We start from the raw sequence: 25,772 nt of genomic DNA on the forward strand, positions 1-25,772 counted from the left end.
ATAACTCCTAATCAATAATTATGAAAAAATATTTTTTACCGGCAGCATTTGCCGCTTTAATGATGATCTCGTGTAACAACGAAGGAACCACAACCAATACAGTGGAAAACATGAAAACCCCGCAGATGGAAAACTTCGACAAAGCTTTCAGAAGCCTGGGAGATCCACAGAACAGACCTACGGAAGAGGAGAAAAAAAGAAATACTTCCGAACTGAGTGACAGGAGAAAAGCGCTTCTCGTACCGGCTTCCAAAGAACTGATCCTTTCCACCGGAGTGACTGAAACCGAACTGATGAGAAAAACAGGCGGAGATATGGGACAGATCATTGTGTGGGCTACCCAGATCTATATGAAAAAAAGTGACGAAATCCGTAAGAATATCAAATCGGAGAAATAATCATCTGCTTCTCATTAATGCTTATTCTCATCAATATTTTAACTCTAAAAAACATCTTTAGTTCTATGAAAAAATTAACCATTATACTTAGTATTGCAGCAGGAATCTCTGCTTCGGCACAATCAACTCCTTTACAGGTAAATAATTATAATCCCGACTATATTGCAGTGGGCAGACTGATGACCAAAAGTCCGACTCCTTACGGCCCTTATATGTATGCAATCGGTACCTATCCTTCTACCAACTACACCATTCCTATTAACGGAGACAGCTATTACGAACATTTTAATACTTCCGGAACGGCCAACATCCCGATCCTGTATTGGAATTACACGGATCCTTTAAACCCTGCCAATACAGGTACCCACCCTTACAATCACCCTCTCATTAATGCTGTCAACTCTACTAATGAATGGGAAGGTTATGCCTTCAGTCTCAGGGATAGCAACGGGCAGTCCGTAGATTCTTTTGAAGTAGGCGATCCGGTACTTTCAGGAGGGTTTTTACAATCAAGTCAGAGCGGATATAATACGCCGACTTTTGCAGAATGGTTCACGATAACCTCCGGTGCAGGCAATATCACTTATCTTCAGATTTATTAATCCCAATGATAAAATAAAAAAGTATGCCGTGGTATATAGGTTACCCTTACGGAAACTATGCAGAGATGTTCAGAATCGGAGATATAATCTATATCGGTCTTTATTAATAAATAAAATGAATCTTTTTCACAAATTGATCTTGTGACCATGTTGAAATAAGACGCAATTCTTTATTCAACATTAAAAAATAATTCTACAATAACTATGAAAAAACATTTTTTACTGGCAGCATTTGCCGCTTTAACGCTGATTTCGTGTAACAACGAAGGAAATGCCGTAAATACCGTAGAAAGTATGAAAACTCCACAAATGGAAAGCTTCGACAAAGCTTTCAGAAGCCTGGGAGATCCACAGAACAGACCTACGGAAGAAGAAAAAAAGAGAAATACTTCCGAACTGAGCGACAGGAGAAAAGCGCTTCTGGTACCGGCTTCCAAAGAACTGATCCTTTCCACCGGAGTGACTGAAACCGAACTGATGAGAAAAACAGGCGGAGATATGGGACAGATCATTGTATGGGCTACCCAGATCTATATGAAGAAAAGTGACGAGATCCGCAAGAATATCAAATCTGAAAAATAAAATATCTTACTATGAAAAAGCTTTTAATATTATCAGGATTGATGATGGCTTCACTGGCCTATTCACAGGGAGCGATTATTGTCAATAATTATTCGAAATATGATTTTTACGGCAGTTTGATAGCAGGAGGCACTTCAGCGGCCAACGGATGCTACCCACGTGTTGGAAATACAGGATCCATCAATATGCCCGCTGATGCCCATATGGGAAACGGACAGGAACTTATGTATAAGGATTACCAGTCTCAGTTTACCAATTCTCTCTATCCTATGGGCAGCTGGGAAGTTTATCCGAATTCTACGGGCCATACCGTCATGTCATGGGATGATCCGAATCTGGTACCCGGAGGTACAATTTCTACCACTACACAATGGTTTGCTACCAAATTCAGCACATCATTGCTGGAGTTCCGTGCTAATTTAGTATTGGCTACACCATGTAATCCTAATTCTATGGATACCTATGCTACACCTTCCGGCAACGAATTCGCGGAGATGTTTACCATTAACGGGGTAACTTACCTGCAGTTGTATTCTTTATAGAGTTTAAGTACATTATTTCTGGCTGTTATCAAAACGCGGACCAGTGAGTTTACCATAAGACCGGAGCCAGTCCGGTCTTTCTGTGTATGCTTATTTTATCAACTTTCCTTAAGTAAAAGATACGATGGTAAAAAAGGACTGCTTCACCCGTAACAGGATTATTATTCAGAATTTCATCTGTATCGGAAAGGCTTCAGAATTGAGAAAAAAATACGAGAAAATCTATAAGCCGGATTCTGTACTTCCTGAGAAGTGCCTGTTATTTATCTGCGTCTTACATTGCTGCAAAACTTGAGCTGATTACCCCTCGGCTTTCAGGACGAGCCGCCCCTATTTTCATTGCTGAAAAGAACCGATATACTTATCATTGCACCACAAAGAGTTTACCTGGTTTCACTACAGCCGAACTGTACCTGCTTTCTGTTGCACTTGTCCTACCCTCACGGGTGACGGATGTTATCCGCTTTGCTGCTCTACGGTGTCCGGACTTTCCTACCTCCCGAAAACGGGAAATCAACAGGCCGATTTTCTCGCGGATGCAAAGATACAGGATAATTTGAAAATACAGCCATGCTCTGATTTGAAAATTAAACTAAAAAAAGGAAAGTATTAAGGGATTTCCCTGATTATTTCATGAATTTCAATAAAAATTCTCAAATTAACCCGTTTTCAAATTAATAAATTACTGCATTATTATTATCTTCGTGCCATTATAAATCTATGAGTTCGAGAGAAAAAGAATTTGCGCAGCTTATTAAAGATAATCAGGGTCTGATTATTAAAGTTTCGCGTCTTTATACCAATTCTCTCGAGGATGAAGAAGATCTTTTTCAGGAGATCGTCCTCCAGCTCTGGAGAAGCTATGATTCTTTTAAAGGAAATTCCAAGATTTCTACATGGATGTACCGTGTAGCCCTCAACACAGCCATTACACTTTTCCGGAAAAAAAGCAAAAGCCTTCCCACCAATGAACTGGACATCAACCATAAAGATTTTGTGGAAGATGATGATGAAAAACAGCAGCAGATCTCTCTTCTGTACACAGTCATCAAAACACTTCCCAATGTAGAAAGAGCGATTGTAATGATGTATCTTGACGACCTGCCCTATAAGGATATTGCAGAAAACCTCGGAATTACCGAGGTGAATGCCCGTGTGAAAATGAACAGATTAAAGAAAACCCTTAAAGAACAGATGGAAAAATATGCCTGATTTTGATTTAGACAGCTTTAAAAAAACATGGCAGGAGCAACCTGTTCAACCGAAATACGACAGCGCTGAAATTCTTCAGATGCTGAACAGAAAATCACGCAATTATGTGAAATACATTTTCTGGATCAGTGTCGTGGAATTTTTATTCTTTTCCGTACTTGGACTGTTTTATTTTTTCCAGGGCGATGAATCTGACAGTTTCCGCAAAATTCTCGAAAAACTGGGAGCACAGGAATCCCCTGAGCTGGAGAGCAATTTCGACCTTGCCTATTTAGCTATAAAAGTCATCAGCCTCCTGATTACCGCCTATTTTGTTCTGAAGTTTTACCAGAATTACCGCAAAATAAAGATTGAAGAAAACCTGAAAGGACTGATTATCCGGATCATTAAGTTTAAAAAGACCGTGAATGCTTTTATCCTGATCAGTATTGTCATTCTTGTGGCTTTCACCCTGGTTTTCTCCGCGTTTCTCTTCTACATTCTGAATTCCCAGAATATACAGCCTTCCAATTCCAACCTTACTATCGTGATTGTGGGGACTATTGTCAGTACGGTTTTATGTGTGCTGCTCATCTGGCTTTACTACCGGCTTGTCTACGGAATCATCATCCGGAAACTCGATAAGAATTTAAAACAGCTTAAAGACATAGATACTCAGGAAAATTAACGGATACAGGCCGTAGTTCAGGATTTATTCATTAATTTTATTCCACCAAATCTTGAACTATGTCATTATCTTACGTCAATGGAGCTTCCTCTATTCCTTTACTGGGACAAACCATTGGAGCTAATCTTAAAAATACCGTTGAAAAATATCCGCTTCAGGAAGCATTGGTGTGCGTTCATCAGGAGTACAGAGCCACTTACCAGGAGTTTTATAATCAAACCACCGCCGTTGCAAAAGCCCTTATTTTCCTGGGTGCAAAAGCCGGAGACAGGATCGGAATATGGTCTTCCAACCGTTATGAATGGGTACTTCTTCAGTATGCCACTGCACGTATCGGAACGATTCTGGTCAACATTAATCCTGCCTACCGAACACATGAGCTGACGTATGTCATCAACCAGTCTGAAATACGTTTTATTTTCTCTTCTTTAAACTTTAAAACCAGTAATTATAAAGAAATGGTAGAATATGCCAGAGAGGTTTGCCCTTCCCTGGAACACGAAATTTTCTTTGATGATAACTGGGAAGATTTTCTCAATAACGGACAGGATATTTCCGATGATACCCTGCACAGCTTCGAAGAACACGTACAGTTTGATGATCCTGTGAACATTCAGTACACCTCCGGAACCACAGGGTTCCCGAAAGGCGTAACACTTTCCCATCACAATATTCTGAATAACGGCTATTTCATCGGTATACGCTTAAAATATTCATCTACGGACAGGGTTTGTATTCCAGTTCCTTTTTATCACTGCTTCGGAATGGTGATCGGCAATATCTGCTGTACCGCCCACGGTGCCTGTATGGTGATTCCCAACGACAGCTTTGATCCCGATCTTACTTTAAAAGCTGTTTCTGATGAAAAATGTACATCTCTGTATGGGGTGCCTACTATGTTTATTGCAGAACTGGCGGTAAAAGATTTCGAAACGTACAACTTTTCAGATCTGAGAACGGGGGTAATGGCAGGATCGGTCTGCCCGCCGGAAATCATGAAAAAGGTAGAAAGCCTGATGAATATTAAAGAAATGAGCATCTGCTACGGTATGACAGAAACGTCTCCCGTTTCTACACAAACTCTGATCGGTACTCCTTTAGAAAAGCAGGTCAGTACCGTAGGAACCGTCCAGGATCATCTTGAAATAAAGATCATTGATGAAAACGGAAAGATCCTGAACCGTGGAGAACATGGAGAACTCTGCACCAGAGGTTATTCTGTTATGCTGAAATACTGGAATGATCCGGAAAACACCCGAAAAGTCCTTGATGATGCCCGTTGGATGCATACCGGAGACATGGCTGTAATGGATGAGGAAGGTTATATTACCATTTCCGGAAGAATCAAAGATCTGATCATCCGTGGCGGCGAAAATATTTCCCCTAAAGAAATTGAAGACTTCTTATATACCTATCCCAATATCCTCGACGTACAGATCATTGGCGTTCCCAGCGAAAAATTCGGGGAAGAGGTTATGGCATGGATCAAGGTCCGGAAAGGCAGTGAGGTCAACGAATCAGAACTTCTGAACTACTGTAAAGGAAGAATTGCCCATTATAAAATTCCCAAATACTGGAAATTTGTGGATGAATTTCCGATGACCATTTCCGGGAAAATACGGAAGGTTGAAATGCGGGAGATTTCGGTGAAAGAACTGGGCCTGGATGGTTTTAAACGTTCGTAATGCCTTTGCGGATTTTTCATAGCTTTATGCTGAATGGATTGTTTTCTTTTATTTAGGCGGACTAAAGCCCACCTCTATTGAATAAATTCTACAAACGAACATAAAGATTTTTATTAAGAACTCTTTTTTGTTTTTTTGTCTCGCAGATTCTGCAGATTTCTTATTCCTGAGTAAATAAAAAATCGTAGATTATGCACAACGTTTTTAGCTTAAAAATCACTAAAGTGTACAATCTTTTGTACCTCGTATGTTTGTATTATAAATTTAAGAGGTCCTGGAACACAATAATAAAGGCTGTCTTCTGAGGACAGCCTTATATATTTTAGAGTTCTTTTCTTAATCTCGCGACCGGAATATTGAGCTGTTCACGGTATTTGGCGATGGTTCTTCTGGCGATGTTGTAGCCCTGCTCTTTAAGGATTACTACCAGCGCATCATCGGTAAGTGGTTTTCTTTTATTCTCTTTATCGATCACCTCCTGAAGGTGGGTTTTAATTTCTTTGGTAGAAACCTCTTCCCCATCATCATTGGTAAGGCTGTCTGAGAAAAGATCTTTCAGGTAAACGATTCCGTTCGGGGTATCGGCATACTTGCTTTTTACCACCCTTGAAATGGTAGAAATATCGAATCCGGTAATATCTGCGACGTCTTTCAGAATCATTGGCTTGAGGGACTTTTCGTCTCCTGTAATGAAATAATCTTTCTGAAATTTCACAATTGCCGTAATGGTCTGAAGCAGGGTATTCTGACGCTGGTTGATCGCATCAATATACCATTTGGCGGCATCCAGTTTCTGTTTGATAAACAATGCTGCCTGTTTGTGTTCCGAAGAGTTTTTATCGTGTGAATACGTTGTCAGAATGTCTTTGTATTCTTCAGAAACTCTTAAAGTAGGGGCATTTTTGCTGTTAAGCATCGGGATAACCTGTCCGTCTTTCACCTGGATCACAAAATCAGGGATGATCTCCTGATTGATCGTAATGGTTTGCGTATCAAAGTTTCCTCCCACTTTGGGTGAAAGTTTGGAGATTTCCTCTAAAGCATCTTTAAGATCCTCTTCTTCAATATCATATTTCTGAATGATCTTATTGTAATGTTTGTTGGTAAGGGCATCAAACTGATGTCTGAGTATATTGGCAGCTAAGGAAACGGCTTTATCAGAGCTTACTTTCTTCTCGATCTGAAGCAGAAGGCATTCCTGAAGTCCGCGCGCGCCTACGCCCGACGGATCCAGTTTCTGAACATAGTTTTCCAGAATATCGTCTACTTTTTCTTTAGTCGTATAGATTCCCTGTGAAAAAGCAAGGTCATCCACAATAGACTTGATCTCTCTTCTCAGATAACCGTCTGTATCCAGATTTCCGATGATATATTCCGCAATTTTCAGATCTTCTTCACTGATGTTTACCAGATGAATCTGCTCCATCAGGTAGTCATACAGGGACTGTCCTTCCGTCAGAAGGCTTTCGTTATCAAATTCCTCGTCATCCGGCGAATAGTTGCTGGATGCTGTTTTATAGCTTGGTTCGTCGTCGTACAGGTACTCGTTTACATCAAAATCCGTTTCAATGCTTTCCGTGCCTTCATCCTGATAGGCGTCTTCCAGAGAGGAATAATCATCTTCTTTGGAATCTTCCTTTACAATTTCCAAAGCAGGATTTTCTTCAAGCTCTCTTTCCAGCTCCTCTTCAAACTCCAGGGTATGCAGCTGAATAAGCTTCATCAACTGAATCTGCTGAGGGGCAAGTTTCTGTCCTAATTTGAGTTGTAAGTGTTGTTTAAGCATATTAGTATTTGTGTTTTAACATAACATATTCTACGAATTTAATAAATTTATTTGATAAAAAACACAATTAGCATGATTTTTGCATTATAGTTAACTACATAATAAACTATAAAAAAATAAAAAAGCCTTAATTTTTACGTTAAGGCTTTTTTTATTGTTCTAGAATTCAGCATTTTTCGGGGTTCTCGGGAAAGGAATCACGTCTCTGATGTTCGTCATTCCTGTTACGAAAAGAATAAGTCTTTCCAGTCCCAAGCCGAAGCCTGCATGCGGTACAGAACCGAATTTACGGGTATCAAGATACCACCAAAGTTCGTGCTCATCCACGTGCATATCTGCCATTTTCTGTTTTAATACGTCTAATCTGGCCTCTCTTTCGGAACCTCCGATGATTTCCCCGATTCCAGGGAAAAGAACGTCCATTGCGGCAACGGTCTTATTATCATCGTTCAGCTTCATGTAGAACGCCTTGATCTCCTTCGGATAGTCGAATAATACGACCGGGCACTCAAAATGCTTTTCTACAAGGTATCTTTCGTGCTCAGACTGAAGATCTGTTCCCCATTTTTCAACAGGATATGCAAATTTTCCTTTTTTATTTTCTTTAGAGTTTAATAAGATTTCAATAGCTTCTGTATAACTTACACGCTTGAAACGTTTAGTAATTACATTCTGAAGTTTTTCTATCAATCCTTCTTTCGCTCTTTCTTTTTCCGGTTTTGATTTTTGTTCTTCTTCAAAACGCTTGTCAAGGAATTCAAGATCGTCTTTACAGTTGTCAAGAACATACTGGATCACATATTTCAGGAAGTCTTCCGCCAGATCAATGTTATCTTCAAGGTTGTTGAAAGCAACTTCAGGCTCAATCATCCAGAATTCCGCAAGGTGTCTTGTCGTGTTTGAATTTTCTGCACGGAAAGTAGGTCCGAAAGTATAAATTCTTCCCAGTCCCATTGCTGCAGTTTCTCCTTCAAGCTGTCCGGAAACCGTTAAGTTGGTTTTTTTACCGAAAAAGTCCTGTGAGAAATCAATTTCACCGTCTTCCGTTCTTGGCATATGGTTAAGATCGAAGTTAGTAACCCCGAACATTTCTCCTGCTCCTTCTGCATCTGCTCCTGTAATAACCGGAGTGTTGATATAGAAGAACTGGTTCTTGTTAAAGAATGAATGGATGGCAAAACTTACCGCGTGACGGATTCTGAAAACAGCCCCGAATACATTGGTTCTGAATCTTAAATGCGCCTGCTCACGAAGTTTTTCCAGACTGTGCTTTTTAGGCTGCAAAATCGTACTCTGCAATTCTTCGGTAAAGTTATCTCCTAAAATAATGATCTTTTTAGCGATAATTTCCACAGATTGTCCGGCTCCCTGGCTTTCCACCACTTCTCCTACAACTTTAAGAGATGAAGCTGTACTGATCTTTTTGATAAGCTCTTCGTCAAAATTTTCGAAATCAACAACAATCTGCAAATTATTAATCGTAGAACCATCATTTAGGGCAATAAAGCGATTAGCACGGAATGTTCTTACCCATCCGTAAACTGTAATGTCATGATGTAATACTTTCTTGTAATCCTGTAGGATTTCTTTAATCGTTTGCTTTTTCATTAGTTGATAATAAATTTTTGTATAAAAATTAATGACTGCAAAGTTACAAAAAAACAGCGCAACTTGATGATTGCGCTGTCTTTAAAAAAATCATTTAAGAAGCATTTAAATTTTCAGTTCAGGAAAATCGCTTTTTTTATCTGTTAGTTTTGTTGATTTTCGGATTTAATTTCACTTTAATACCGGTCTGAACTGTTGTAAAACTCTCATTAATCTGAAGCCACATCACATCACTTTAAATAAATTTGTCTGAGTTTTCATGGAGTAGTTTTAATAATAAATGGTTACTAGTTTTTGAATGTTCAGCTTAATGTTTAAACCATCATCCCAATTATTTTTACATTTCACTTCCACATTTAAAATGCATCAACGGGATTGAGCGGTTTCTGTTTTTTATTTAAGCTCCTTAAATGATTACGGTCTGCATATCAATCTTTAAACAATTATGTCATTACTTTTATTTTTATATTCTGTTCGCATCTTCAAAAAAAATACTTGTGTCTTTACCTGAAACAAAGATGCAGTAAAGCAGGGTGATTATGCAAGCAGATAGTTTATAGATTCATAAATTTATAGGGATAAAAACATGAATTTATAAATCATAAAACACTGAAAACAAAATAATTAACATTAATCCGAATTGATATTTTCAATTTCTTTCAGATAAATGGAAAGCGGGGTTCCTGTTCTTTTTTTAAAGGCTAAAGTGAAAGCCTGTTCATTATTGTATCCTAATTCTTCCGCAATAAAAGGAATTTTATAAGACCTGAATTTTTTATCATTGGCCAGCCTGCTGATCGCATAATCAATACGGAGATCGTTGAGGTAGGTGGCAAAATTCTTTCCTTTGTAGCTATTGATGATTTCCGATAAATACCTGGAATTGGTCTTTACTTTTTTGGCGAGACTTCCCAGGGTAATGCCTTTGTTCAGAAACTGTTCTTTATCTTCGAAAATTTCAAGCTCCTTTAATACCGCCCGGGCAATATCCTCAGAAACGGTTTTGGCTGTTTTATGGTCTTCGGCTTCTTTATCCTGTTCTGAAAAATCTTCTGATATCATTTCATTTTTCGGTTCCGTTTCCCAGCTTTTTTTATTTTTATGGGCAGACTGGATCAGATCCTGTGCAATCTTTCTGTATTTCTTTCCTGTTTTTTTATACCTGAAATAAAAATTGATAAATAACAGATGGGAGACCACTAAAAGACTGAGCACTATATAAAAGAGATTTTTTCTGTCTCTAAAATCATTGGCGGCGGCGGCTTCCTGCTGCTGTTCAGGAACATCATACTTTCCCGGAAGCTCACGGGATATATCAAGGAATTGAGTATCCAGAGTGCGGTCAATTTCCAGAAAACGGTCTACGTAATACAGCTGCTTTTCCCTGTTGCCGGTTTCTTTATAATACCTGATAAGATAGGTGTACGCTTCTTTAAGTTCAGGATACACATAATCTGTTTTAAGAACCAGAGAATCTATCCCGGCAAAACATTCTGCGGCTTTCTCTTTTTCCTGAAGCCCGGCATAGGATTTTCCTAAATGTAAAAGGGTATAATTCTGATTTTTCCGGGTAGAATTCTCCGGGGCAAAGAAAAAGTTTCTGCACTGTAAGAGGTTATCTGCGGCGGTCCGGAATTTTTTTAAGTGTAAATGATAAAAGCCCAGCAGCCCCAGATACTGATGATAGCTGTAATCATTCTTATTTTTCCGGGCAGTCTGTAAGCCTTCCCGGATCAGGGTATAGGCGGAATCCATTTTACCGGTCGCTATGTAGGCATCCGCAAGACCGAGCCTGAGAAAGTTACGCTCGGCATCATTCATATCATCCGCTTCATACAGATAGTGTCTGAAAGTACCGGCTGTTTCCTGGTATTTCCCTGTATAATGACTCAAGGTGGCAATACCGATATGCGCCAGTGCCGTCTGTTTTTTATCTTCTTTTTCTTTGGAAGATTTCAGGATCAGGATATAATTATTCAGGGCAGTCTGAGGGGGGCCGTTAAAAAATTTTTCTTCCAGCTGCTGATCAATATTCTGTTTTCCCGTGATTTTTTTATCAGCTGTATTTGTCTGTGCATTAACGAAGACGCTACCTGCAATTAATAACAGTATCCAATATTTTACTTTCATTGCTCCTTCAGGGTATCTCACAAAAATATTATTTTATTCGGCAGATTCATGATATCTTTTTATTCTTCCTTTACGGACAGAGGATTTGTAAGAAGATTAATTCCCTGTCAAGTTACAAAAAACAGCGTAAAGTATGATTACGCTGTATCATTGATCAATTATTTAAAAGAAAAATCTATGCAGCCGCCGGGTCAGTTAAAGAAGATGGTCTTTTTTCTCTGTTTTCCGTTCCGGATCCTCCATGCATGATAAGAGCTGGGTACGTCATACTGCCATTTCGGGAGCAGCAGAACAATCAGGATGACATCTACATGGGAGATAAAACCCAATATTACGGTAAGATAAAACGCCCAGCCCGCCTGTTGGAATCCTATTAAATACGTAAAAGCGATCAGCAGGCTCAGTCCCCACATTTTTGACAAGAACGCATGTGTACAGGTTTCTTTTCCGAATTTCCAGAGACTCACGATATAGCAAAGAGCTTCCATCAAAAAGATGAGAAGAATCCCCTGCCATTCGTTTTTAATGATTTCCGGGTTCAGAAAATAAGCGGCGAATCCCAGTGAAAGCCAGAACACCAGATCGGTCTGGCTGTCCATTCTGCGTAATTTTTCGGAAGACACACCTGCTTTCCGGGCTATAATTCCATCGAAAATATCAGTGAATAATCCAACATACATCAAAATCAGGATCATCAGCCTGGCTTTTTCCCCTGCCGAATACGCTATGAAAAGAATAACAGGCGCAAGGAGAAATCTTATGGCAATTAAAATATAGGGTATTGTTTTCATGGTTTTAAAAATTAATGACAGGTAAGCTTCTTTTTCCGTTTTTGTTCCATAATCCCAGCTGAAGACCTTTCATTTTCCTGGAAATATTGACGAGGCCGATCTGTATTCCGGTCATTTCTTCTGCTCTGTTGTATATTCCGGCCTGGAATCCTTTGAATAGTTCCGCATTATTTACCGGAGCAACCGTTAATCCTTTAAAGTCTTTTTCATAATTATAAAATCCGGAAAACATCACACCGTTTCCTTTATCAATATAAGTACCCAGACCCGTTACAATAATTCCGTTCATCGTGTTTCCAAAATTATAAACCGAAACCGAAACACCATTGTGATTCACTATGCTGCCATATCCGCTGCCGGAAACAGTAAGACCGTTGACAATAAGTTCGGGCTGCTCTTTTCTGTTTTTTGCAGGATCATAAAACATCCATACAACAGGTCCCAAAGGAACCGGTTCCAGATTGAGCCCGTTGATTTTCCGGGTATTGTTTTTATCCAGAACACCTCCCAAGCCTAAGGCAACACCGTTTACTTTATCAATTTTATTTAATGGGGTTAAGGTGGCAAAACTCGTTCTTTCCCTGCTTAAACTTTCCTGAGCCGGAGCCAGGCTGCCTAAGAAAAGACCTGTTATTAAAAGTATTGTTTTCATATTCTTTATGGTTTTATTTTTTATTCAAAACTATTGGCTTAATTTTTTCAGATATTCATAGTGGGAAATCACTGCCTGAAAGATGCTTTTTTCATGATAAGGAAGCCTGTTTCTTACAGCCGCTTTTTTAATAGCCGGAGTAATGATGGTATAGACCGTATGCGGAAGACCGGGAAAAAGATGATGGGCAGCATGGGAATTGAAACCTCCGAAAATCCAGTTGGCCAGCCGGTTTGCAGGATGGTAATCCAGAGAGACGGCTAACTGGTGTTCATAATAATCATACGGCAGATACCCGTTTTCATCCGCTTCGGGGAAATCTGTTTCAAGACTCAGATGAGAAATGATCAGGGTGAGCACAAAGAACAGGGAAATCGTAAGATGCATGATGATAAAAGACAGGATAACCGTCAGTATCGGAATAGAAGTAAAAAAAGCGGGAATTACCAGCATATAGCTGAAATAAGCAGCTTTCAGTACGATAACTTCTGTAACAGATATCCAGGAATGGCTCTGGTTTCTCAGATTGGCCAGGTCTTTTTTTCTGAGGTATATAAAATCTTTAATCAGGATCCAGTGTAAAGTATACAGACAATACAGTAAAGTAGCATATAAATGCTGATACTGATGCAGTTTTCTTTTGGGCTGTTTAGCAGAAAGCCTTATGAATATATTATCATCAATATCTGCATCGCAGCCGTCTACATTCGGAAAAACATGGTGTGAAGCAATATGTCTTTTTTTCCACAGTCTTGCATTGACTCCCTGGAGATTAAAGGTGATATAATAAATAATCCCGTTCAGCTTTTTATACTTTGAAAAAGTATTATGCACACAGTCGTGGGAACAGTTGAAAGCAAGAAGTATCCCCGACAGTCCCAACAGGATATAATTGATGATGACTGCATAAGTCTTATTTCCCATATAAGGATTAAAAAGATTGGCATACAGCAGGATAAAAGTCATAGAATAGCATATGAATTTTATGATCATCAGCTGTTTCGCTTTGTTAACGGTTTCTTCGGTAAGCAATACTTTTACTTCTTCACGCAGTTCCGGGTAAAAAGCAGAGGTCGTTTTTCTGAATTTTATTTTTGTTTTCATGATGATCCGGTTTAAAAAACAATGTTGAATCCAAAGGAATATCTGAATCCTTTTACAGGAAAATGTTTATAAGTGTTATATTCAAAATTATAGCCCGCTTCTCCGGTAAAGAAATGGCAGAATGTAACCCCGAATTTGGGTGATGCGGCATACGGAGAAACGCCTGCTCCTGCGTATAAACTGGTAATAAGATCTTCATCACCGAAAGCTTTGATTTTTCTGAAATAATCGAATTCCGGGATGACCAGCAGTTTTCTTTCATCCCACCAGTTGAAATGTCCTCTCAGGCTGTAATAGTTTCTGGTATCTTCAGACGGTAATTTCATTCCTACCGATAAAAAGGTTTTATCTCCTAATGACGTTCCTTCTATTCTGGTGCTGAGTATTACGGCTACAATTTTCCAGCCTTTATCATTTCCCAGCTGGGATTTCCCCCAACTGAAAAAAAGTAAAAATGCTCCCAAGACTATATTTTTCATCGCTGACTGTTTTAAAATGATGTTTCAAAATTATCTGTGAAAAACACCAATCCGAATGCGAAAAAAAATTAAAATAAATACCTACATTTGTGAAAATCACAAAAACCATGCATCAGGAACTTTTACTCAGGGAAATACGAAGAAAAATAGGCGAAAAATCATTGAATGACGAAATCGCCAACATCCTCAATATAAGTTATGATGCCGCCCACAGAAGAACTTCACTGAAAGCCAAATTCAGCTTTGAAGAAGCGCTGGAACTGGCGAAATACTATCAGATTTCTCTGGATCAGTTTATGACATCGGATCATCAGATTCTGGTACAAAAAACCTCAGCGGTAACTGAAACGGGAGATCTGCAGTCTTTTTTTCAGAACAATCTCAGTGTTTTTGAGAATTTACCGCTTTCTGACGGGATTACAATTTACTATTCGGCAAAGGATATTCCTTTTTTCTACACGCTTTCCGATACCCTGCTTTCCCGTTTCAAAGTATACGTCTGGATGAATCTGCTGAATGCCAAGGAGGTTTTTGTTCCTTTCCTTCAGTTTTCTCCGCCTTATTTCGAAGCAGATACCCAGGAGTTAAAGAAAAAATATGAAGCACAGAATGTGGTGGAACTGTGGAATGATATGACCGTTTCGAGTATTTTACAGCAGATTTCATTTTATTCCGATACCGGGCTTTTGCAGAAAAAGGATGCACAGATCATTCTGGAGGAATTGAAGGAACTGATAGAATATATTGAACAGAAAACGGAAAGCAATCCCAAATTTCATCTGTACGAAAATGAGCTGATGCACCTTTCCAACGATATCTTCTTCCATCATCCGCAGCAGTCTCTTTTTGCCATTCCTACCAATATGTTTGGATACATCCTGATTAAAGATGCCAAAACCTGCAACGAAACCCTGAATTATTTTGAACATCAGATTAAAAATTCAAAATCCCTGAACACCTCGGGAAACCGTGACAGGAAGATATTTTTTAACAGGATGTACGAACAGATTGACCGCCTTCAGACACAGCTGAGCGAATAAAACCGTATCTTCCTTCAAACTGATCTTATGAAAACCCGAATTATCCTTTTATGTTCACTTTTGCTGCTTCAGTCCTGCTATTCGCCGAAAACAGATACTGAAGAAGATAAACATCCTGAAATCCCGGAATTTCCAAATTTTTCAGATCCGTCTGTGTATGCAGAAAAAGTAATGGAACTTCCTCTATCCCAAAGCAGCAATTGTTATTATCAGCAAAAAGGAGATTATTTTTTTGTCTACAACTTTCCCGGACTGGATTATGCCTCCAATAATCTCTGCCGGATCTTCATTATCAGAAACGGTAAGCCTGTTATTTCAGAAAAATGGAAAAATATTCCGGGGACCAATAACTTTGCATTTATCGGGGATCATGCAGACCTCTATGTGAATAACAGGAAATACCTGGCTCCCGATTATACACGGAAAGAAATTTTTCCTGTTTATAACCTTAATGATATTCAGGATAAGTATGATCACCTTTTACATCCGGGAGAAAATGAAAAAGATTCTGCCGTATTACATAAGATTGCTGCGGAACAGAAACAGTTTCAGGACAATATTTTAACCCGGATCAGGGAGATCCGCTATATAGATGATGAAGCCAGTCCGGGAATTATGAATTTCCCTTCCTCATCTGCGTCCTATTTCTGTAATCCTGATTCTGAAAATCCTTTTTACATCATGCCCAGTTTTCTGGAAGAACCGCGGGCTGCATTTGAAATGAGGGATATCGGCTACAAGGATTCCCTTTACGGGAAATTACGTCCGAAAATGGTATTGGTTCCGCGGAAAAACAGGCTTACACGCGAGATCAGCAAACAGCATACAGATTCTACATCTTTTGAAACAAAAGACAGAATTGTGACCGGAAATGCCTGGTTCAGCCGTGGCAATCATTATGTAGCCAGCTTTGGCTATTATCCCGTTTATATGTATTACTATGATGTACAAATCAGGAATAAAACCGTCAAAACAAAGGAAGATAATACCAAAATAGCCATCTTATCCATTGCAAAAGCCAGTACAGGGAAATATTTTTTAGTGAAAAACCTGAAAGAAGGAAAGTTTCAGATCTATTTTTTGAAAAATTAAATTATTCGTCCTTTTTGGAAGGAACCAAAAACACATCAATCAGCCCTTCGGGAAGTTCGGTTTTAATGTATCTTTCTTCACGGTTGACTTCCATGATCCAGTCTTTGATGATTGGGATCACGACTTCTTTTCCGTCTAAATTGGTGATGAAATAGTTCTGTGCAGTCTGATCATTGACAGATCTTATCACTCCGCAGTTATGGTTATCCTGATCAAGGATATCAAAACCAATGATTTCGTGATAGTAGAACTGTTTTCCGGAAAGCTTAGGCAGCGTGGCAAGCGGCAGGTAAACACTTTTACCCAGTACCTGATCTACTATGGCTTCTGTGGAATTTTTAAGGAAAATATTAAGAGCATCGTTTTTGCTCCAGGATGATCTTTCAATAAAAAAAGGAACCAATAATCCGTTGATTTCAACGAATATTGATTCCAATTTATTGTAAAGCTCGGGCTGATCGGTATCCAGTTTAAGGATAACGTTACCCGCAAGTCCGTGTCTGCGTGTGATCTTACCTAATAAATAGCAGTCTTCTTTACGCATACAGCGGTTGTTTTTTAAGCTTCAGTGTTTTCTTCAGTTTCAGCAGCAGGAGCTTCTCCTTCTGCAGCTTCAGCAACTTCTTCAGCAGGTGCGTTAGCAGCTTCTTCAGCAGCCTTAGCATCAGCTTCAGCCTGTGCAGCCGCAGCAACTCTGGCTTCGTTCACTTTTGCTTCAGCTTCTAAAGCAGCTTTCTTAGCATCAGCTTTAGCAGTAGCCAAACCTTCTACTTTACCTTGTACTTTTGATTCTTTAGCTTCTAACCAAGCGTTGAATCTCTTTTCAGCTTCAGCTTCGTCAAAAGCACCTTTAGCTACCCCACCTTGTAAGTGTTTTTTGTAAAGGGCACCTTTGTAAGAAAGGATTGCTCTTGCAGTATCAGTTGGCTGAGCACCGTTGTTTAACCACTTTACAGCAGAATCAACGTTCAAATCGATAGTTGCAGGGTTAGTAATTGGGTTGTAAGTTCCTAGTTTCTCGATGAATCTACCATCTCTTCTAGCTCTAGAATCTGCAACCACGATGTGGAAGAAAGGCTTACCTTTTTTACCGTGTCTTTGTAATCTGATTTTTACTGACATAATGTTGTGAATTTTACGGGAACTCGTCCCAGTTAAATATTTAAGAGTGCAAAGATAAATAAAATTTCTGATGTAACAAGATAAAATCTTAAATTGTTATAGTATTAAACGGTCAGGCAGTCTGTTCATGAAAAATTTCTGTGATTTCCGTTCAAAGCATTTTAAATATTTTAGCAAAAATTTTACATTTAATGAAACATTTATTCCTCCTTATGTTAGTCTTCCTGGGCTGTAAAAATCTATACAGCCAGTCCAGAGAAGAAAAAATTGATAAACTCATCCGTTCTTATGAACATCTTTCCCGTTTTAGCGGAAGTGTTCTTGTGGCAGAAAAGGGAAAAATAATTTTTGAGAAAAGCTATGGCATCAAAAATTTCCAGACCGGGGAGAAAAACACCAATCAGAGTATTTACAGGATCTACTCTACGACCAAATCATTCACAGCTACGGTTGTTTTATTGCTGGATAAACAGGGAAAATTGTCTTTACAGGATAAATTATCCCAATATTTTCCTAAATTTCCCAAAGGAGACAGCATTACCATTGAACAGTTGCTGACCCATACCTCCGGTATTCAGAACAATGCCAATCCTGCGCAGACCAAAGATGAAGAAACCTTTTTGAACTTTATTTCAGCTCAGCCTCTGGATTTCTCTCCCGGCAGCAAATGGAGTTACAGCAACTCCAATTACTACTTATTAGGATATATCATCAGCAAAACGGCAGGAATGTCTTATCAGCAGGCCATAAAAAAGTATATTCTCGATCCTTTAAATATGACCAATACAGGTTTTGGATTTAAAGATTTAAAAGATAAAAACAAAGCAACGGGCTATGAGCTTTTATCCGGAAACAATTTCAGGGAAGGGGTAAACTATGATTATGACCACCCTCACGCTGCGGGTGCCATGTATTCTACGGTAGAGGATCTTTACCGATATGAAGAAGGACTTAAGAATTTTAAAATCCTGGATAAGGAAACCTTAGAAAAAGCACAGGCATCTTTCCACAATTACGGATATGGATATGGCTGGACAGTTGAATCAATACAAGGCAAAACGGTGATCGGACATGGCGGTGCAGGTCCCGGTTTTTTATCCTTCTTTTCAAGAATTCCCCAGGATGACATTACGGTGATTGTATTAAGTAATATTTTCGACGGCGGTGTTCCGGAAGTATACAAAGGAATCATGTCTTTACTGTACAACCATCCTTATCATCTGCCTAAAAATGTAAAGATCAGCCCCGAACAGCAAAACCGGATAAAAGGTTTATACCGGTCTGCGGACAGGAATATCTATATTTCTGCAAAAGACGGATTAGTAAGTTATTTTGATTCTAAAGACAGTTCCGGAGACACCTTCTTTCCCGAAAATGAAAAAAAGTTTTACGTGATCAATTATGAGAATGATAGAATCTATTTTGAATTTGAAGCAGGCAAAAACGGAGAAATCAGTTCTTTAAAAATAACAAAAAACGGAAAGCTGATCCGGGAAGCTAAAAAAATAAACAATTCTTTTCTCTGGGGAGCAGTAGGAGATTCCACACCAAACGGGTGGAACGGACCGGATGTAAAATTAACACCCAATTCCAAAAATAAAAATATTCTGGAAGCCAGAAATGTCACATTAAAGCCAGGTGAGCTGAAATTCCGGACCAATAACGAGTGGGCCCTGGAGCTGGGTATCAATGATACCAACCATCTGGTAAAATATGGAAATAATATTAAAATAACGGAAGCAGGAACTTATGACATTATTTTGGACATGAACAATGAAATTAATCCGGTTTATCAGGTGATTAAAAAGTAATGATAATTTCACAGGAACAATTCTCCGTCCGGCATTGATACAGGTTTGAAACCGCAAAATGGACGAAAACTTATGAAAGGAAACCTAACTATACATGTTGGTTTCCTTTTACTTTTTTATGATATTAAAAGCCCGGGGCTAATTTTATCACAGATTCTAAAACTTATAATGAGGTTCAATATCTATAACCAAAAGTAAATTCCAGTCTGCTTCACCGGCTACCCCTCCCTTTTATTTCAAAATTTCTTAACCCGGTTCCGGATTAATTAAGCTTTCCCATATAGAAAAGTCCCAGACATTTCTGGTTTTCCTCAATCGTCAGGGATTCTTTCAGATAGTCTACGATTTTCGGTGAACTCCAGTAGCAGCCTATTTCATTAGCTGTACAGCTCAGATACATATTCTGTACGGCCATTGAGACAGCTGCAATTTCTTCCCATTCAGGAACCATTCCGCTGAAATTAACGACAATGGATACTACGGTGTCTGCTTTATTGATCTTAAAACCTATATCGTTGTATTTCTTTTCCAGGAAAAGCTGTTCAGGCTGGGTGGCTTTATAAATGGCCTGCATTTCAGAAGCCAGTTTTGCTTTTTCCTCACCTCTGAAAACTTTGAACCTCCACGGTTTTGTCCGTTTATGATTGGGAGCAAATGTTGCTGAGCTGAGAATCTCATCAATCAGTTCCCTGGAAATTTCCGTATCGGTATAGTCTTTCGGAAATATGCTTTTTCTCTGCTCTATGATCTCTTTTAAAAATTCTGCTTTATTCATAGATACAAATTTACAACATGAAACCCAACGCCCCGCATTTATTTATATCTGATTTTTCAAAAGAAGGTCCGGATTTTTATATGCTTTATACCCGGTTGTTACAAAGGTCCCGGCTATCAGAATCCCCAACGCTGCTGAGATGCATTTTATATAGATATTTTCACCGGCAGGCCCCAACAGGTAAAGAATGACAAAACTGAAAATATAAATCATTCCCGCAGCTGCCCATCTCCTGTCCGGATCCGGAAAAGCTTTTACAGAAGTTGACCGGTTGTAACTGAACAGAGGCATCAGCTTATGTTTGTCCCATACAATCAGTACCAGTACGGCAATCATCATCAGAGAAGTAATCATCCAGGTTCTGGTAAATGCAAGGCTGATGGTAATGATCCATACATTGCTCAGTATAGCCAGGAACATAAGAGCCCCGGGCAGAGCGAAGCGTTGTGTCATGAGTAACACTCCTGCCACTACCTGTGCGAGTCCTAAAAAATTCCAGTAAAAACCGGACTGATATAATGCTTCGAAAAAATATCCGATGGGATGGTCCGTAGAAATACGGGTAAACCTCTCTCCCATCAGTTTTACCAGCCCTGAAGGCAGAAAGGCAAATCCTGTGAGGTATCTTAAATGTATGATTATCCACTGATTGAATCGGTTGGTTCTGAGTGTTTCAAATTTCATAGTTCTAGTGTTTTGCAATGCAAGGTACTAAAATATTCTAAACACACAAATTTACGATCACTTTATATAAGCACTTTATATTTGTTATTTTGATTTCGGCATATTTAAACTTAAAGCACCTCAATGATTTCCTGATGGATATTATTCAGAGTAAATGCATCACCGGATTTCATTCCCATCATCTTTCTGGCCATAGGACTTTCCGGGGAAATGGCATAAAAACGGTCGCCCTCAAAAAAGAACTCTCCTAAAGAAACCGAAATATAGAAACGGGCTTTATTGGTAATCACAAGGGAGCCAAGCTGCACTTTTTCCGTCGCGTTGTTCAGTACTTTCGCCATATTTTTTCTCAGGTCATTCAATGCCCCCATCTGGCGCTGCATCTGATAAATTTCTTCCTGCATTTCTTCCCGGATACTGTCATATTTAGGCGTTTTTTTTATATCACGGCTTGCTTCCAGTGTAAATTCGATGAAGTTTTTAAGCTTTTCAATTTTCTCTGTAATTACCGCTTTAACGTGGTTTCTGATATCACTTTTTTCAAATACGGTCTTCTCCATACATCTATTCTTTACATAAAGATATATTTTTTTACTGAAAGAATTAAGCCATTCTGATCTTAACGACTGATTATTTTAACAGGATTGGCTCTTTTCTTCCGGGAAAACTCAGATTCTGCCGGTATTATCGCATAAATTTCATATATTGGCCTAAAAAATATGAAGATAGGTTTAGTGATCTGGGCTTTTATTCTTATACTTCCGTTAAGCTCATGTACTTCTGATGAAGAATCCCAAAGACAGATAAATTCAGCATTCAAAGGTGAATATTCCGGAACTTTCAGCGGAGATGAAAACGGCAGCATTTCTTTCACGGTATCCAAAGAAGGAACCATGAATGGCGAACTGGAATTTTCATCCGGCAGCACGAAAGAACCCATATCCGGCTATGTGAATTCCAGCGGAAAATTTGACATGAATACGAAGAATAATTTTCAGTTGTCCGGTTATCTGCAACAGACCCATACTACCGGAATATGGAAAAGAGGCCCGTTATCCGGAACATTCGGTTTTAATAAAAAACAGCAATAAATACTTTTATTCTGTATACGTTACAATAAAAAAGAGACTGTAAAAGTCTCTTTTTATGATTACTGTTCAGACAGTTTCTTCAGGTCTCCAAGCCCCTGGTTAAACATTTTCTCCATATTCATATCAAACATCGGTTTCATCACCTTCATCATGGCATTCAGTTCATTGTCCATCGTCCAGGTCACTTTGGTTCCGTTTCCTTCAGGAGTTAAAATAAAAGCAGCTTTGGCATCTCCTTCAAAAGGCCGGATAAAATGTAATTTTGTGACTAATTTCTGATCCTGTACTGTTTCGGTAACAGACTGCTCTCCTTCGCTTCCGTCTCCCTTCCAGTGATAGGAATCCCCCGTTTTGTCGCCTTCACCGGAATAGGTGATCTTAATGTTTTTAACTTCTTTGGAAAAAGGATCCCAGGTATTGTAGCCTTTCAGCGAACCTACATGCTGCCATACTTTCTCTTTCGGAGCATTAATGACCACAGATTTTTCAAAATGATAATCTTTACTGAAGGCCAGCATTGCAATCACGGCATATACAATAAATAACAGGATAAGCACGCCAAGAATTTTTAAGATTGTTTTCATAGCTGATGATATTTTAAGTTTGTTTGTATCTGATAAGGATCAGTCCTGTCATCAAAATTAACTATTCTGTTTCTCCGGCAGCTTTCCATATGACAAGATTATTAAAGTTAAAGCATTTTTGTCATATCCGGATATCCGGGCATTATTTTTGTGCGTTTCAGCTGTGATTCACAGATGAATCCTTATTTTTACTTTAAATAAAATTGCAAAATGAATATTTTAACTGAAACTTTTAATACGCCATATCACGCAGCCCCATTCAATGAGATCAAAAATGAAGACTTTCTTCCCGCTTTCAACGAACTGATCAGGCGGTCTGAGCAGGAAATTGATGCCATCGTGAATAATCCTGAAGCCCCGACTTTTGAAAACGTTATTGAGGCCCTCGCCTACTCAGGTGAGCAGCTGGATGTGGTTTCCAATATATTTTTTAATTTAAATTCTGCCGAAACCAGCGATGAAATTCAGCAGATCGCCCAGGAAGTTTCCCCTGTACTGACGGAATACTCTTCCAAAATTTCCCAGAATGAAGCTCTTTTCAGCAAGATTAAAAAAGTATATGATGAAAAGGAAAAATATAATCTCAATGGTGAGCAGGAGATGCTTTTAAATGAAACTTATAAAGGTTTTGTAAGGAGCGGTGCCCTGCTGAATGAGGAAGACAAAGAAAAATTAAAGAAAATCAGTATGGATCTGTCTCTGAAATCTCTTCAGTTCGGACAGAATGTGCTGGCTTCCACCAATGCCTATTTCAGACATATCACCGATAAAAACGACCTGGCCGGAATTCCTGATGCCATTATGGAACAGTTTGCCGAAGAAGCCAGAGAAAGAAATCTTGAAGGCTGGGTAGTTACTTTACAGTATCCAAGCTACATCCCGTTCATGACGTATGCCGAAAACCGTGAACTGAGAAAAGAACTTGCCCTGGCCAATGGTAAAAAATCCTTTGATGGCGGTGAGTTTGATAATCAGGATCTCATTAGGGAACTCCTTTCTCTAAAGCAGCAGAAAGCCGGGCTTTTAGGCTATAAAGATTACGCCGATTATGTTCTTGAGGAAAGAATGGCCAAATCGCCGGTTAAGGTTTTTGATTTTTTAAATGAACTTTTAACGAAAGCTAAACCTTATGCCGATCAGGAAATCGAAGAACTGAAATCTCTGGCCAAAGCTGACGGAATTGAAGAAATGCAGAGTTATGACCATGCTTTCTACGCAGAGAAGCTCCGCAAAGCCAAATTTGACCTGAACGACGAAGAACTGAAACCTTATTTTCCGCTGGATCAGGTACAGGAAGCCGTGTTCGGACTGGCAGGGAAACTTTTCGGATTGACCTTTGAGGAAAGAAATGATATTCCGAAATACCATGAAGAGGTAAAAGTGTACGAGGTAAAAGAAATTACAGCAGTTTCCGGTTCCGGGAAAATAGAATCTGAATACAAAGCATTGTTATACGTTGATTATTTTCCAAGAAAAGGAAAAAGAGCCGGAGCATGGATGACCAGTTATAAAAACCAGTATAAGAAAAACGGTGAAAATTCCCGTCCGCATATTTCCATTGTCTGCAATTTCAGTAAGCCGACGAAAAATGCACCAAGTTTACTTACCTTCCAGGAAGTGACTACTCTGTTTCACGAATTCGGGCATGCTCTTCACGGAATGATGGCTGATACCCAATACCCGAATCTTTCCGGAACTTCCGTAAAATGGGATTTTGTGGAATTACCGTCACAGTTCCTCGAGAACTTCTGTTATGAACCTGAATTCTTAAAAACGTTCGCCAGACATTATAAAACCGGAGAAGTACTTCCTGATGAAAAGATGGAAAAGATCGAACAGTCCAAAAACTTTATGGAAGGTTACCAGACTCTCAGACAGCTTGGCTTCGGGCTGCTGGATATGAGCTATCATACAAAAACAGCAGAACTGGAATATGAAAGCGTAAAAGAATTTGAAGATAAATACACAAAGCCTACCACGCTTTATCCCATCAATCCTGAAACAGCCATGAGCCCAAGTTTCTCCCATATTTTCCAGGGCGGATATTCTGCCGGATACTACTCTTATAAATGGGCGGAAGTACTGGATGCCGATGCTTTCCAGTATTTCAAGGAAACCGGAATCTTCAATCCTGAAACGGCCGCAAAATATAAGATCCTGCTTTCTTCCGGAGGTACGAAAGATCCTATGGAGCTGTACAAGGATTTCAGGGGAAGTGAGCCTAAAGTGGAAAGTCTATTGAAAAGAGCATTCGGATAAGCCAACAGCAGGATCATGAAACAGGAACTTAATACCTTAGGAGAAGTTTTTATAAAGACTTTAAAGATCAGTCTCGACCAGCTGACTCCCGAAAGCATTGACGAAATTTTAAACAGCAGGGATGAGCCTGAGTTTTCATCTTTATGGATGCAGGCTTATGAAACCGTGGAAGAAAAAGAAATGGATGAAACACTGCGGGATCAGATCGACGAAATCAGGAAGGAAATCTTTTTATTCACCTTCAGAACAGCCAATTCTTCTGATCTTCCGGCCTATATTTCTGAAGATTTTGAACTGATCAGTTCTTATTATGTTCATCAAATTCAAAATCAATGGGTAACCGATCTGCTCTTTACGTATCTCAATCATCATATTCCGGGCAAAGAGTTCATAAAAACGGATAAAACAATGGAAGCCCTGATGCTTCAGGTATAAAAAGAAGAATACTTTAAACCGCACGGCATTATTGCTCTGTTCAGATAAAAATTACAGGCTGTTTCATTTGAAGCAGCCTGTTTTATTTTATAACAGAAGTATTGTTCTTTATCATTAATAGAAAGGAATCTGAATTTTGATACTATTGAAATATCTTTATCCAGGTTCTTTTACCTTACAAATAATTCGGAAAAACCTTTACTAGCCCTTAATTACGAACTATTCATTAAAAAACTGCTGAAAAATTTCATTATTAAAGGCAATGGTTTCTCGCTCAGATCTCAATTTCATTATAAAGTTATTAAAAACACGACACGTTCTGTCGCTTTGAAGCCATAGCTTTGTCTGAAGAGGATGGTCTTTATTTCTGTGCCAAAAAAAGCATAAAATTAATAAAATAAATAACATTAAATCCCCGTTCAATTGTTATCACCGTCTTAAAAAGCGTTAAATTTATACAGGTATTACAAAGATTAATATTAACTTAAAAAAACATCAATACATGAGAAAAAGCTATGCAGGCGTTCTGGCTGTATGTGCTGTCCTTACTTTTCCTGCTCAGGAAGTAGTATGGCAGAAAGACCTCAGATCCACTACCCAGGATTTCTTAAGCCAGATTACCACCACCATCGATCAGCAGT

At 39.0% G+C, this 25,772-nt stretch carries 26 protein-coding genes and 1 other RNA gene; 13 read left to right on the top strand and 14 right to left on the bottom strand.

The annotated features are described in order from the left end of the window. The first annotated feature begins 20 nt into the window (after positions 1–20). The 4 genes from AC106S_RS22735 to AC106S_RS22750 all read left to right on the top strand — a co-directional run bounded on the left by AC106S_RS22735 (position 21) and on the right by AC106S_RS22750 (position 2,124). Positions 21–398 carry a hypothetical protein gene (locus AC106S_RS22735; RefSeq protein WP_482442156.1) on the top strand — a complete coding sequence of 126 codons (378 nt, stop codon included), beginning with the start codon at positions 21–23 and terminating at the stop codon, positions 396–398. Between the two features lie 65 nt (positions 399–463). Beyond that, the gene (locus tag AC106S_RS22740) at positions 464–1,000 is read left to right on the top strand and encodes a hypothetical protein (protein WP_482442157.1); all 537 of its coding nucleotides are present in this window, start codon (positions 464–466) and stop codon (positions 998–1,000) included. A gap of 204 nt (positions 1,001–1,204) precedes the next feature. After that, on the top strand, positions 1,205–1,582 hold the full coding sequence (locus tag AC106S_RS22745) for a hypothetical protein (protein WP_482442158.1): 378 nt from the start codon (positions 1,205–1,207) through the stop codon (positions 1,580–1,582). Positions 1,583–1,593: 11 nt separating this feature from the next. Beyond that, complete coding sequence (locus AC106S_RS22750; RefSeq protein WP_482442159.1) at positions 1,594–2,124, top strand: hypothetical protein; 531 nt, start codon at positions 1,594–1,596, stop codon at positions 2,122–2,124. Positions 2,125–2,333: 209 nt separating this feature from the next. Here the strand turns inward: AC106S_RS22750 and rnpB are convergent. Next, positions 2,334–2,657, bottom strand: an RNA gene (rnpB, locus tag AC106S_RS22755) — RNase P RNA component class A. Positions 2,658–2,844: 187 nt separating this feature from the next. On the opposite strand from rnpB, the gene AC106S_RS22760 reads away from it, so the two are divergent. From AC106S_RS22760 to AC106S_RS22770, 3 genes are read left to right on the top strand one after another with little or no spacing between them, the layout of a single operon-like run. Next, positions 2,845–3,336, top strand: a complete 492-nt coding sequence (locus AC106S_RS22760; RefSeq protein WP_062702945.1) for an RNA polymerase sigma factor — start codon at positions 2,845–2,847, stop codon at positions 3,334–3,336. Continuing rightward, the gene (locus tag AC106S_RS22765) at positions 3,329–4,003 is read left to right on the top strand and encodes a beta-carotene 15,15'-monooxygenase (RefSeq protein WP_482442161.1); all 675 of its coding nucleotides are present in this window, start codon (positions 3,329–3,331) and stop codon (positions 4,001–4,003) included. The genes AC106S_RS22760 and AC106S_RS22765 overlap by 8 nt, the downstream gene beginning before the upstream one ends. Positions 4,004–4,062: 59 nt before the next feature. Further along, entirely contained in the window at positions 4,063–5,688 is a 1,626-nt protein-coding gene (locus tag AC106S_RS22770; RefSeq protein WP_482442162.1) for an AMP-binding protein, read from the top strand. A 322-nt stretch (positions 5,689–6,010) separates the two neighbouring features. Here the strand turns inward: AC106S_RS22770 and rpoN are convergent, their stop codons facing one another. The 7 genes from rpoN to AC106S_RS22805 all read right to left on the bottom strand — a co-directional run bounded on the left by rpoN (position 6,011) and on the right by AC106S_RS22805 (position 14,238). Beyond that, entirely contained in the window at positions 6,011–7,474 is a 1,464-nt protein-coding gene (gene rpoN / locus AC106S_RS22775; protein ID WP_482442163.1) for an RNA polymerase factor sigma-54, read from the bottom strand. A 159-nt stretch (positions 7,475–7,633) separates the two neighbouring features. After that, complete coding sequence (asnS, locus tag AC106S_RS22780) at positions 7,634–9,082, bottom strand: asparagine--tRNA ligase (RefSeq protein WP_482442165.1); 1,449 nt, start codon at positions 9,080–9,082, stop codon at positions 7,634–7,636. Positions 9,083–9,712: 630 nt separating this feature from the next. After that, positions 9,713–11,233, bottom strand: coding sequence for a helix-turn-helix domain-containing protein (locus AC106S_RS22785; protein WP_482442166.1), 1,521 nt, complete (start codon positions 11,231–11,233; stop codon positions 9,713–9,715). 170 nt (positions 11,234–11,403) lie between these two features. Beyond that, positions 11,404–12,003 carry a CDP-alcohol phosphatidyltransferase family protein gene (locus AC106S_RS22790; RefSeq protein ID WP_482442167.1) on the bottom strand — a complete coding sequence of 200 codons (600 nt, stop codon included), beginning with the start codon at positions 12,001–12,003 and terminating at the stop codon, positions 11,404–11,406. Positions 12,004–12,007: 4 nt separating this feature from the next. Further along, a complete protein-coding gene (locus tag AC106S_RS22795; RefSeq protein ID WP_482442168.1) occupies positions 12,008–12,655 on the bottom strand; it encodes an LA_2272 family surface repeat-containing protein in 648 nt (215 codons plus the stop codon). A gap of 30 nt (positions 12,656–12,685) precedes the next feature. After that, positions 12,686–13,759 (bottom strand): fatty acid desaturase family protein, encoded by a 1,074-nt coding sequence (locus tag AC106S_RS22800; protein ID WP_482442170.1) that lies wholly within the window; start codon positions 13,757–13,759, stop codon positions 12,686–12,688. Positions 13,760–13,770: 11 nt separating this feature from the next. Then, positions 13,771–14,238, bottom strand: coding sequence for a hypothetical protein (locus AC106S_RS22805; protein WP_482442171.1), 468 nt, complete (start codon positions 14,236–14,238; stop codon positions 13,771–13,773). Between the two features lie 89 nt (positions 14,239–14,327). Here AC106S_RS22805 and AC106S_RS22810 point away from each other — a divergent pair, with 89 nt between their 5' ends. Then, on the top strand, positions 14,328–15,278 hold the full coding sequence (locus AC106S_RS22810) for a helix-turn-helix domain-containing protein (RefSeq protein ID WP_482442172.1): 951 nt from the start codon (positions 14,328–14,330) through the stop codon (positions 15,276–15,278). 27 nt (positions 15,279–15,305) lie between these two features. Continuing rightward, on the top strand, positions 15,306–16,370 hold the full coding sequence (locus tag AC106S_RS22815) for a hypothetical protein (protein ID WP_482442173.1): 1,065 nt from the start codon (positions 15,306–15,308) through the stop codon (positions 16,368–16,370). Position 16,371: 1 nt separating this feature from the next. On the opposite strand, the gene rimM is transcribed toward AC106S_RS22815, so the two are convergent. Both rimM and AC106S_RS22825 read right to left on the bottom strand, forming a co-directional pair. Next, positions 16,372–16,914, bottom strand: a complete 543-nt coding sequence (gene rimM / locus AC106S_RS22820) for a ribosome maturation factor RimM (RefSeq protein WP_482442174.1) — start codon at positions 16,912–16,914, stop codon at positions 16,372–16,374. A 14-nt stretch (positions 16,915–16,928) separates the two neighbouring features. Next, positions 16,929–17,492: a 30S ribosomal protein S16 gene (locus AC106S_RS22825; protein WP_482442175.1), complete on the bottom strand. Its 564-nt coding sequence runs from the start codon at positions 17,490–17,492 to the stop codon at positions 16,929–16,931. 191 nt (positions 17,493–17,683) lie between these two features. On the opposite strand from AC106S_RS22825, the gene AC106S_RS22830 reads away from it, so the two are divergent. Further along, on the top strand, positions 17,684–19,303 hold the full coding sequence (locus tag AC106S_RS22830) for a serine hydrolase (protein ID WP_482442176.1): 1,620 nt from the start codon (positions 17,684–17,686) through the stop codon (positions 19,301–19,303). A gap of 262 nt (positions 19,304–19,565) precedes the next feature. Here the strand turns inward: AC106S_RS22830 and AC106S_RS22835 are convergent, their stop codons facing one another. The 3 genes from AC106S_RS22835 to AC106S_RS22845 form a co-directional block, all read right to left on the bottom strand. After that, positions 19,566–20,078 carry a nitroreductase family protein gene (locus tag AC106S_RS22835; RefSeq protein WP_482442177.1) on the bottom strand — a complete coding sequence of 171 codons (513 nt, stop codon included), beginning with the start codon at positions 20,076–20,078 and terminating at the stop codon, positions 19,566–19,568. Positions 20,079–20,120: 42 nt separating this feature from the next. Next, positions 20,121–20,762, bottom strand: a complete 642-nt coding sequence (locus AC106S_RS22840) for a DoxX family protein (RefSeq protein ID WP_482442178.1) — start codon at positions 20,760–20,762, stop codon at positions 20,121–20,123. A 110-nt stretch (positions 20,763–20,872) separates the two neighbouring features. Further along, on the bottom strand, positions 20,873–21,322 hold the full coding sequence (locus tag AC106S_RS22845; protein ID WP_482442180.1) for a hypothetical protein: 450 nt from the start codon (positions 21,320–21,322) through the stop codon (positions 20,873–20,875). Between the two features lie 159 nt (positions 21,323–21,481). Here AC106S_RS22845 and AC106S_RS22850 point away from each other — a divergent pair, with 159 nt between their 5' ends. Beyond that, positions 21,482–21,853 carry a hypothetical protein gene (locus AC106S_RS22850; RefSeq protein WP_482442181.1) on the top strand — a complete coding sequence of 124 codons (372 nt, stop codon included), beginning with the start codon at positions 21,482–21,484 and terminating at the stop codon, positions 21,851–21,853. A gap of 59 nt (positions 21,854–21,912) precedes the next feature. Here the strand turns inward: AC106S_RS22850 and AC106S_RS22855 are convergent, their stop codons facing one another. Beyond that, positions 21,913–22,437, bottom strand: a complete 525-nt coding sequence (locus AC106S_RS22855; RefSeq protein ID WP_482442182.1) for an SRPBCC family protein — start codon at positions 22,435–22,437, stop codon at positions 21,913–21,915. Positions 22,438–22,647: 210 nt separating this feature from the next. On the opposite strand from AC106S_RS22855, the gene AC106S_RS22860 reads away from it, so the two are divergent. Then, entirely contained in the window at positions 22,648–24,696 is a 2,049-nt protein-coding gene (locus AC106S_RS22860) for a M3 family metallopeptidase (RefSeq protein ID WP_482442183.1), read from the top strand. Positions 24,697–24,711: 15 nt separating this feature from the next. After that, the gene (locus tag AC106S_RS22865) at positions 24,712–25,131 is read left to right on the top strand and encodes a hypothetical protein (RefSeq protein WP_482442185.1); all 420 of its coding nucleotides are present in this window, start codon (positions 24,712–24,714) and stop codon (positions 25,129–25,131) included. The last annotated feature ends 641 nt before the right edge of the window (positions 25,132–25,772 follow it).

This window comes from Chryseobacterium sp. FR054 (assembly GCF_056844565.1).

Coding starts and splice junctions, on each gene's coding strand:
- AC106S_RS22840 (WP_482442178.1), bottom strand. CDS start 20,762: ATGAAATTTGAAACACTCAGAACCAACCGATTCAATCAGTGGATAATC.
- AC106S_RS22855 (WP_482442182.1), bottom strand. CDS start 22,437: ATGAAAACAATCTTAAAAATTCTTGGCGTGCTTATCCTGTTATTTATT.
- AC106S_RS22760 (WP_062702945.1), top strand. CDS start 2,845: ATGAGTTCGAGAGAAAAAGAATTTGCGCAGCTTATTAAAGATAATCAG.
- AC106S_RS22745 (WP_482442158.1), top strand. CDS start 1,205: ATGAAAAAACATTTTTTACTGGCAGCATTTGCCGCTTTAACGCTGATT.
- asnS (WP_482442165.1), bottom strand. CDS start 9,082: ATGAAAAAGCAAACGATTAAAGAAATCCTACAGGATTACAAGAAAGTA.
- AC106S_RS22805 (WP_482442171.1), bottom strand. CDS start 14,238: ATGAAAAATATAGTCTTGGGAGCATTTTTACTTTTTTTCAGTTGGGGG.
- AC106S_RS22740 (WP_482442157.1), top strand. CDS start 464: ATGAAAAAATTAACCATTATACTTAGTATTGCAGCAGGAATCTCTGCT.
- AC106S_RS22750 (WP_482442159.1), top strand. CDS start 1,594: ATGAAAAAGCTTTTAATATTATCAGGATTGATGATGGCTTCACTGGCC.
- AC106S_RS22735 (WP_482442156.1), top strand. CDS start 21: ATGAAAAAATATTTTTTACCGGCAGCATTTGCCGCTTTAATGATGATC.
- AC106S_RS22825 (WP_482442175.1), bottom strand. CDS start 17,492: ATGTCAGTAAAAATCAGATTACAAAGACACGGTAAAAAAGGTAAGCCT.
- AC106S_RS22815 (WP_482442173.1), top strand. CDS start 15,306: ATGAAAACCCGAATTATCCTTTTATGTTCACTTTTGCTGCTTCAGTCC.
- rimM (WP_482442174.1), bottom strand. CDS start 16,914: ATGCGTAAAGAAGACTGCTATTTATTAGGTAAGATCACACGCAGACAC.
- rpoN (WP_482442163.1), bottom strand. CDS start 7,474: ATGCTTAAACAACACTTACAACTCAAATTAGGACAGAAACTTGCCCCT.
- AC106S_RS22865 (WP_482442185.1), top strand. CDS start 24,712: ATGAAACAGGAACTTAATACCTTAGGAGAAGTTTTTATAAAGACTTTA.
- AC106S_RS22860 (WP_482442183.1), top strand. CDS start 22,648: ATGAATATTTTAACTGAAACTTTTAATACGCCATATCACGCAGCCCCA.
- AC106S_RS22795 (WP_482442168.1), bottom strand. CDS start 12,655: ATGAAAACAATACTTTTAATAACAGGTCTTTTCTTAGGCAGCCTGGCT.
- AC106S_RS22845 (WP_482442180.1), bottom strand. CDS start 21,322: ATGGAGAAGACCGTATTTGAAAAAAGTGATATCAGAAACCACGTTAAA.
- AC106S_RS22850 (WP_482442181.1), top strand. CDS start 21,482: ATGAAGATAGGTTTAGTGATCTGGGCTTTTATTCTTATACTTCCGTTA.
- AC106S_RS22765 (WP_482442161.1), top strand. CDS start 3,329: ATGCCTGATTTTGATTTAGACAGCTTTAAAAAAACATGGCAGGAGCAA.
- AC106S_RS22800 (WP_482442170.1), bottom strand. CDS start 13,759: ATGAAAACAAAAATAAAATTCAGAAAAACGACCTCTGCTTTTTACCCG.
- AC106S_RS22835 (WP_482442177.1), bottom strand. CDS start 20,078: ATGAATAAAGCAGAATTTTTAAAAGAGATCATAGAGCAGAGAAAAAGC.
- AC106S_RS22790 (WP_482442167.1), bottom strand. CDS start 12,003: ATGAAAACAATACCCTATATTTTAATTGCCATAAGATTTCTCCTTGCG.
- AC106S_RS22770 (WP_482442162.1), top strand. CDS start 4,063: ATGTCATTATCTTACGTCAATGGAGCTTCCTCTATTCCTTTACTGGGA.
- AC106S_RS22830 (WP_482442176.1), top strand. CDS start 17,684: ATGAAACATTTATTCCTCCTTATGTTAGTCTTCCTGGGCTGTAAAAAT.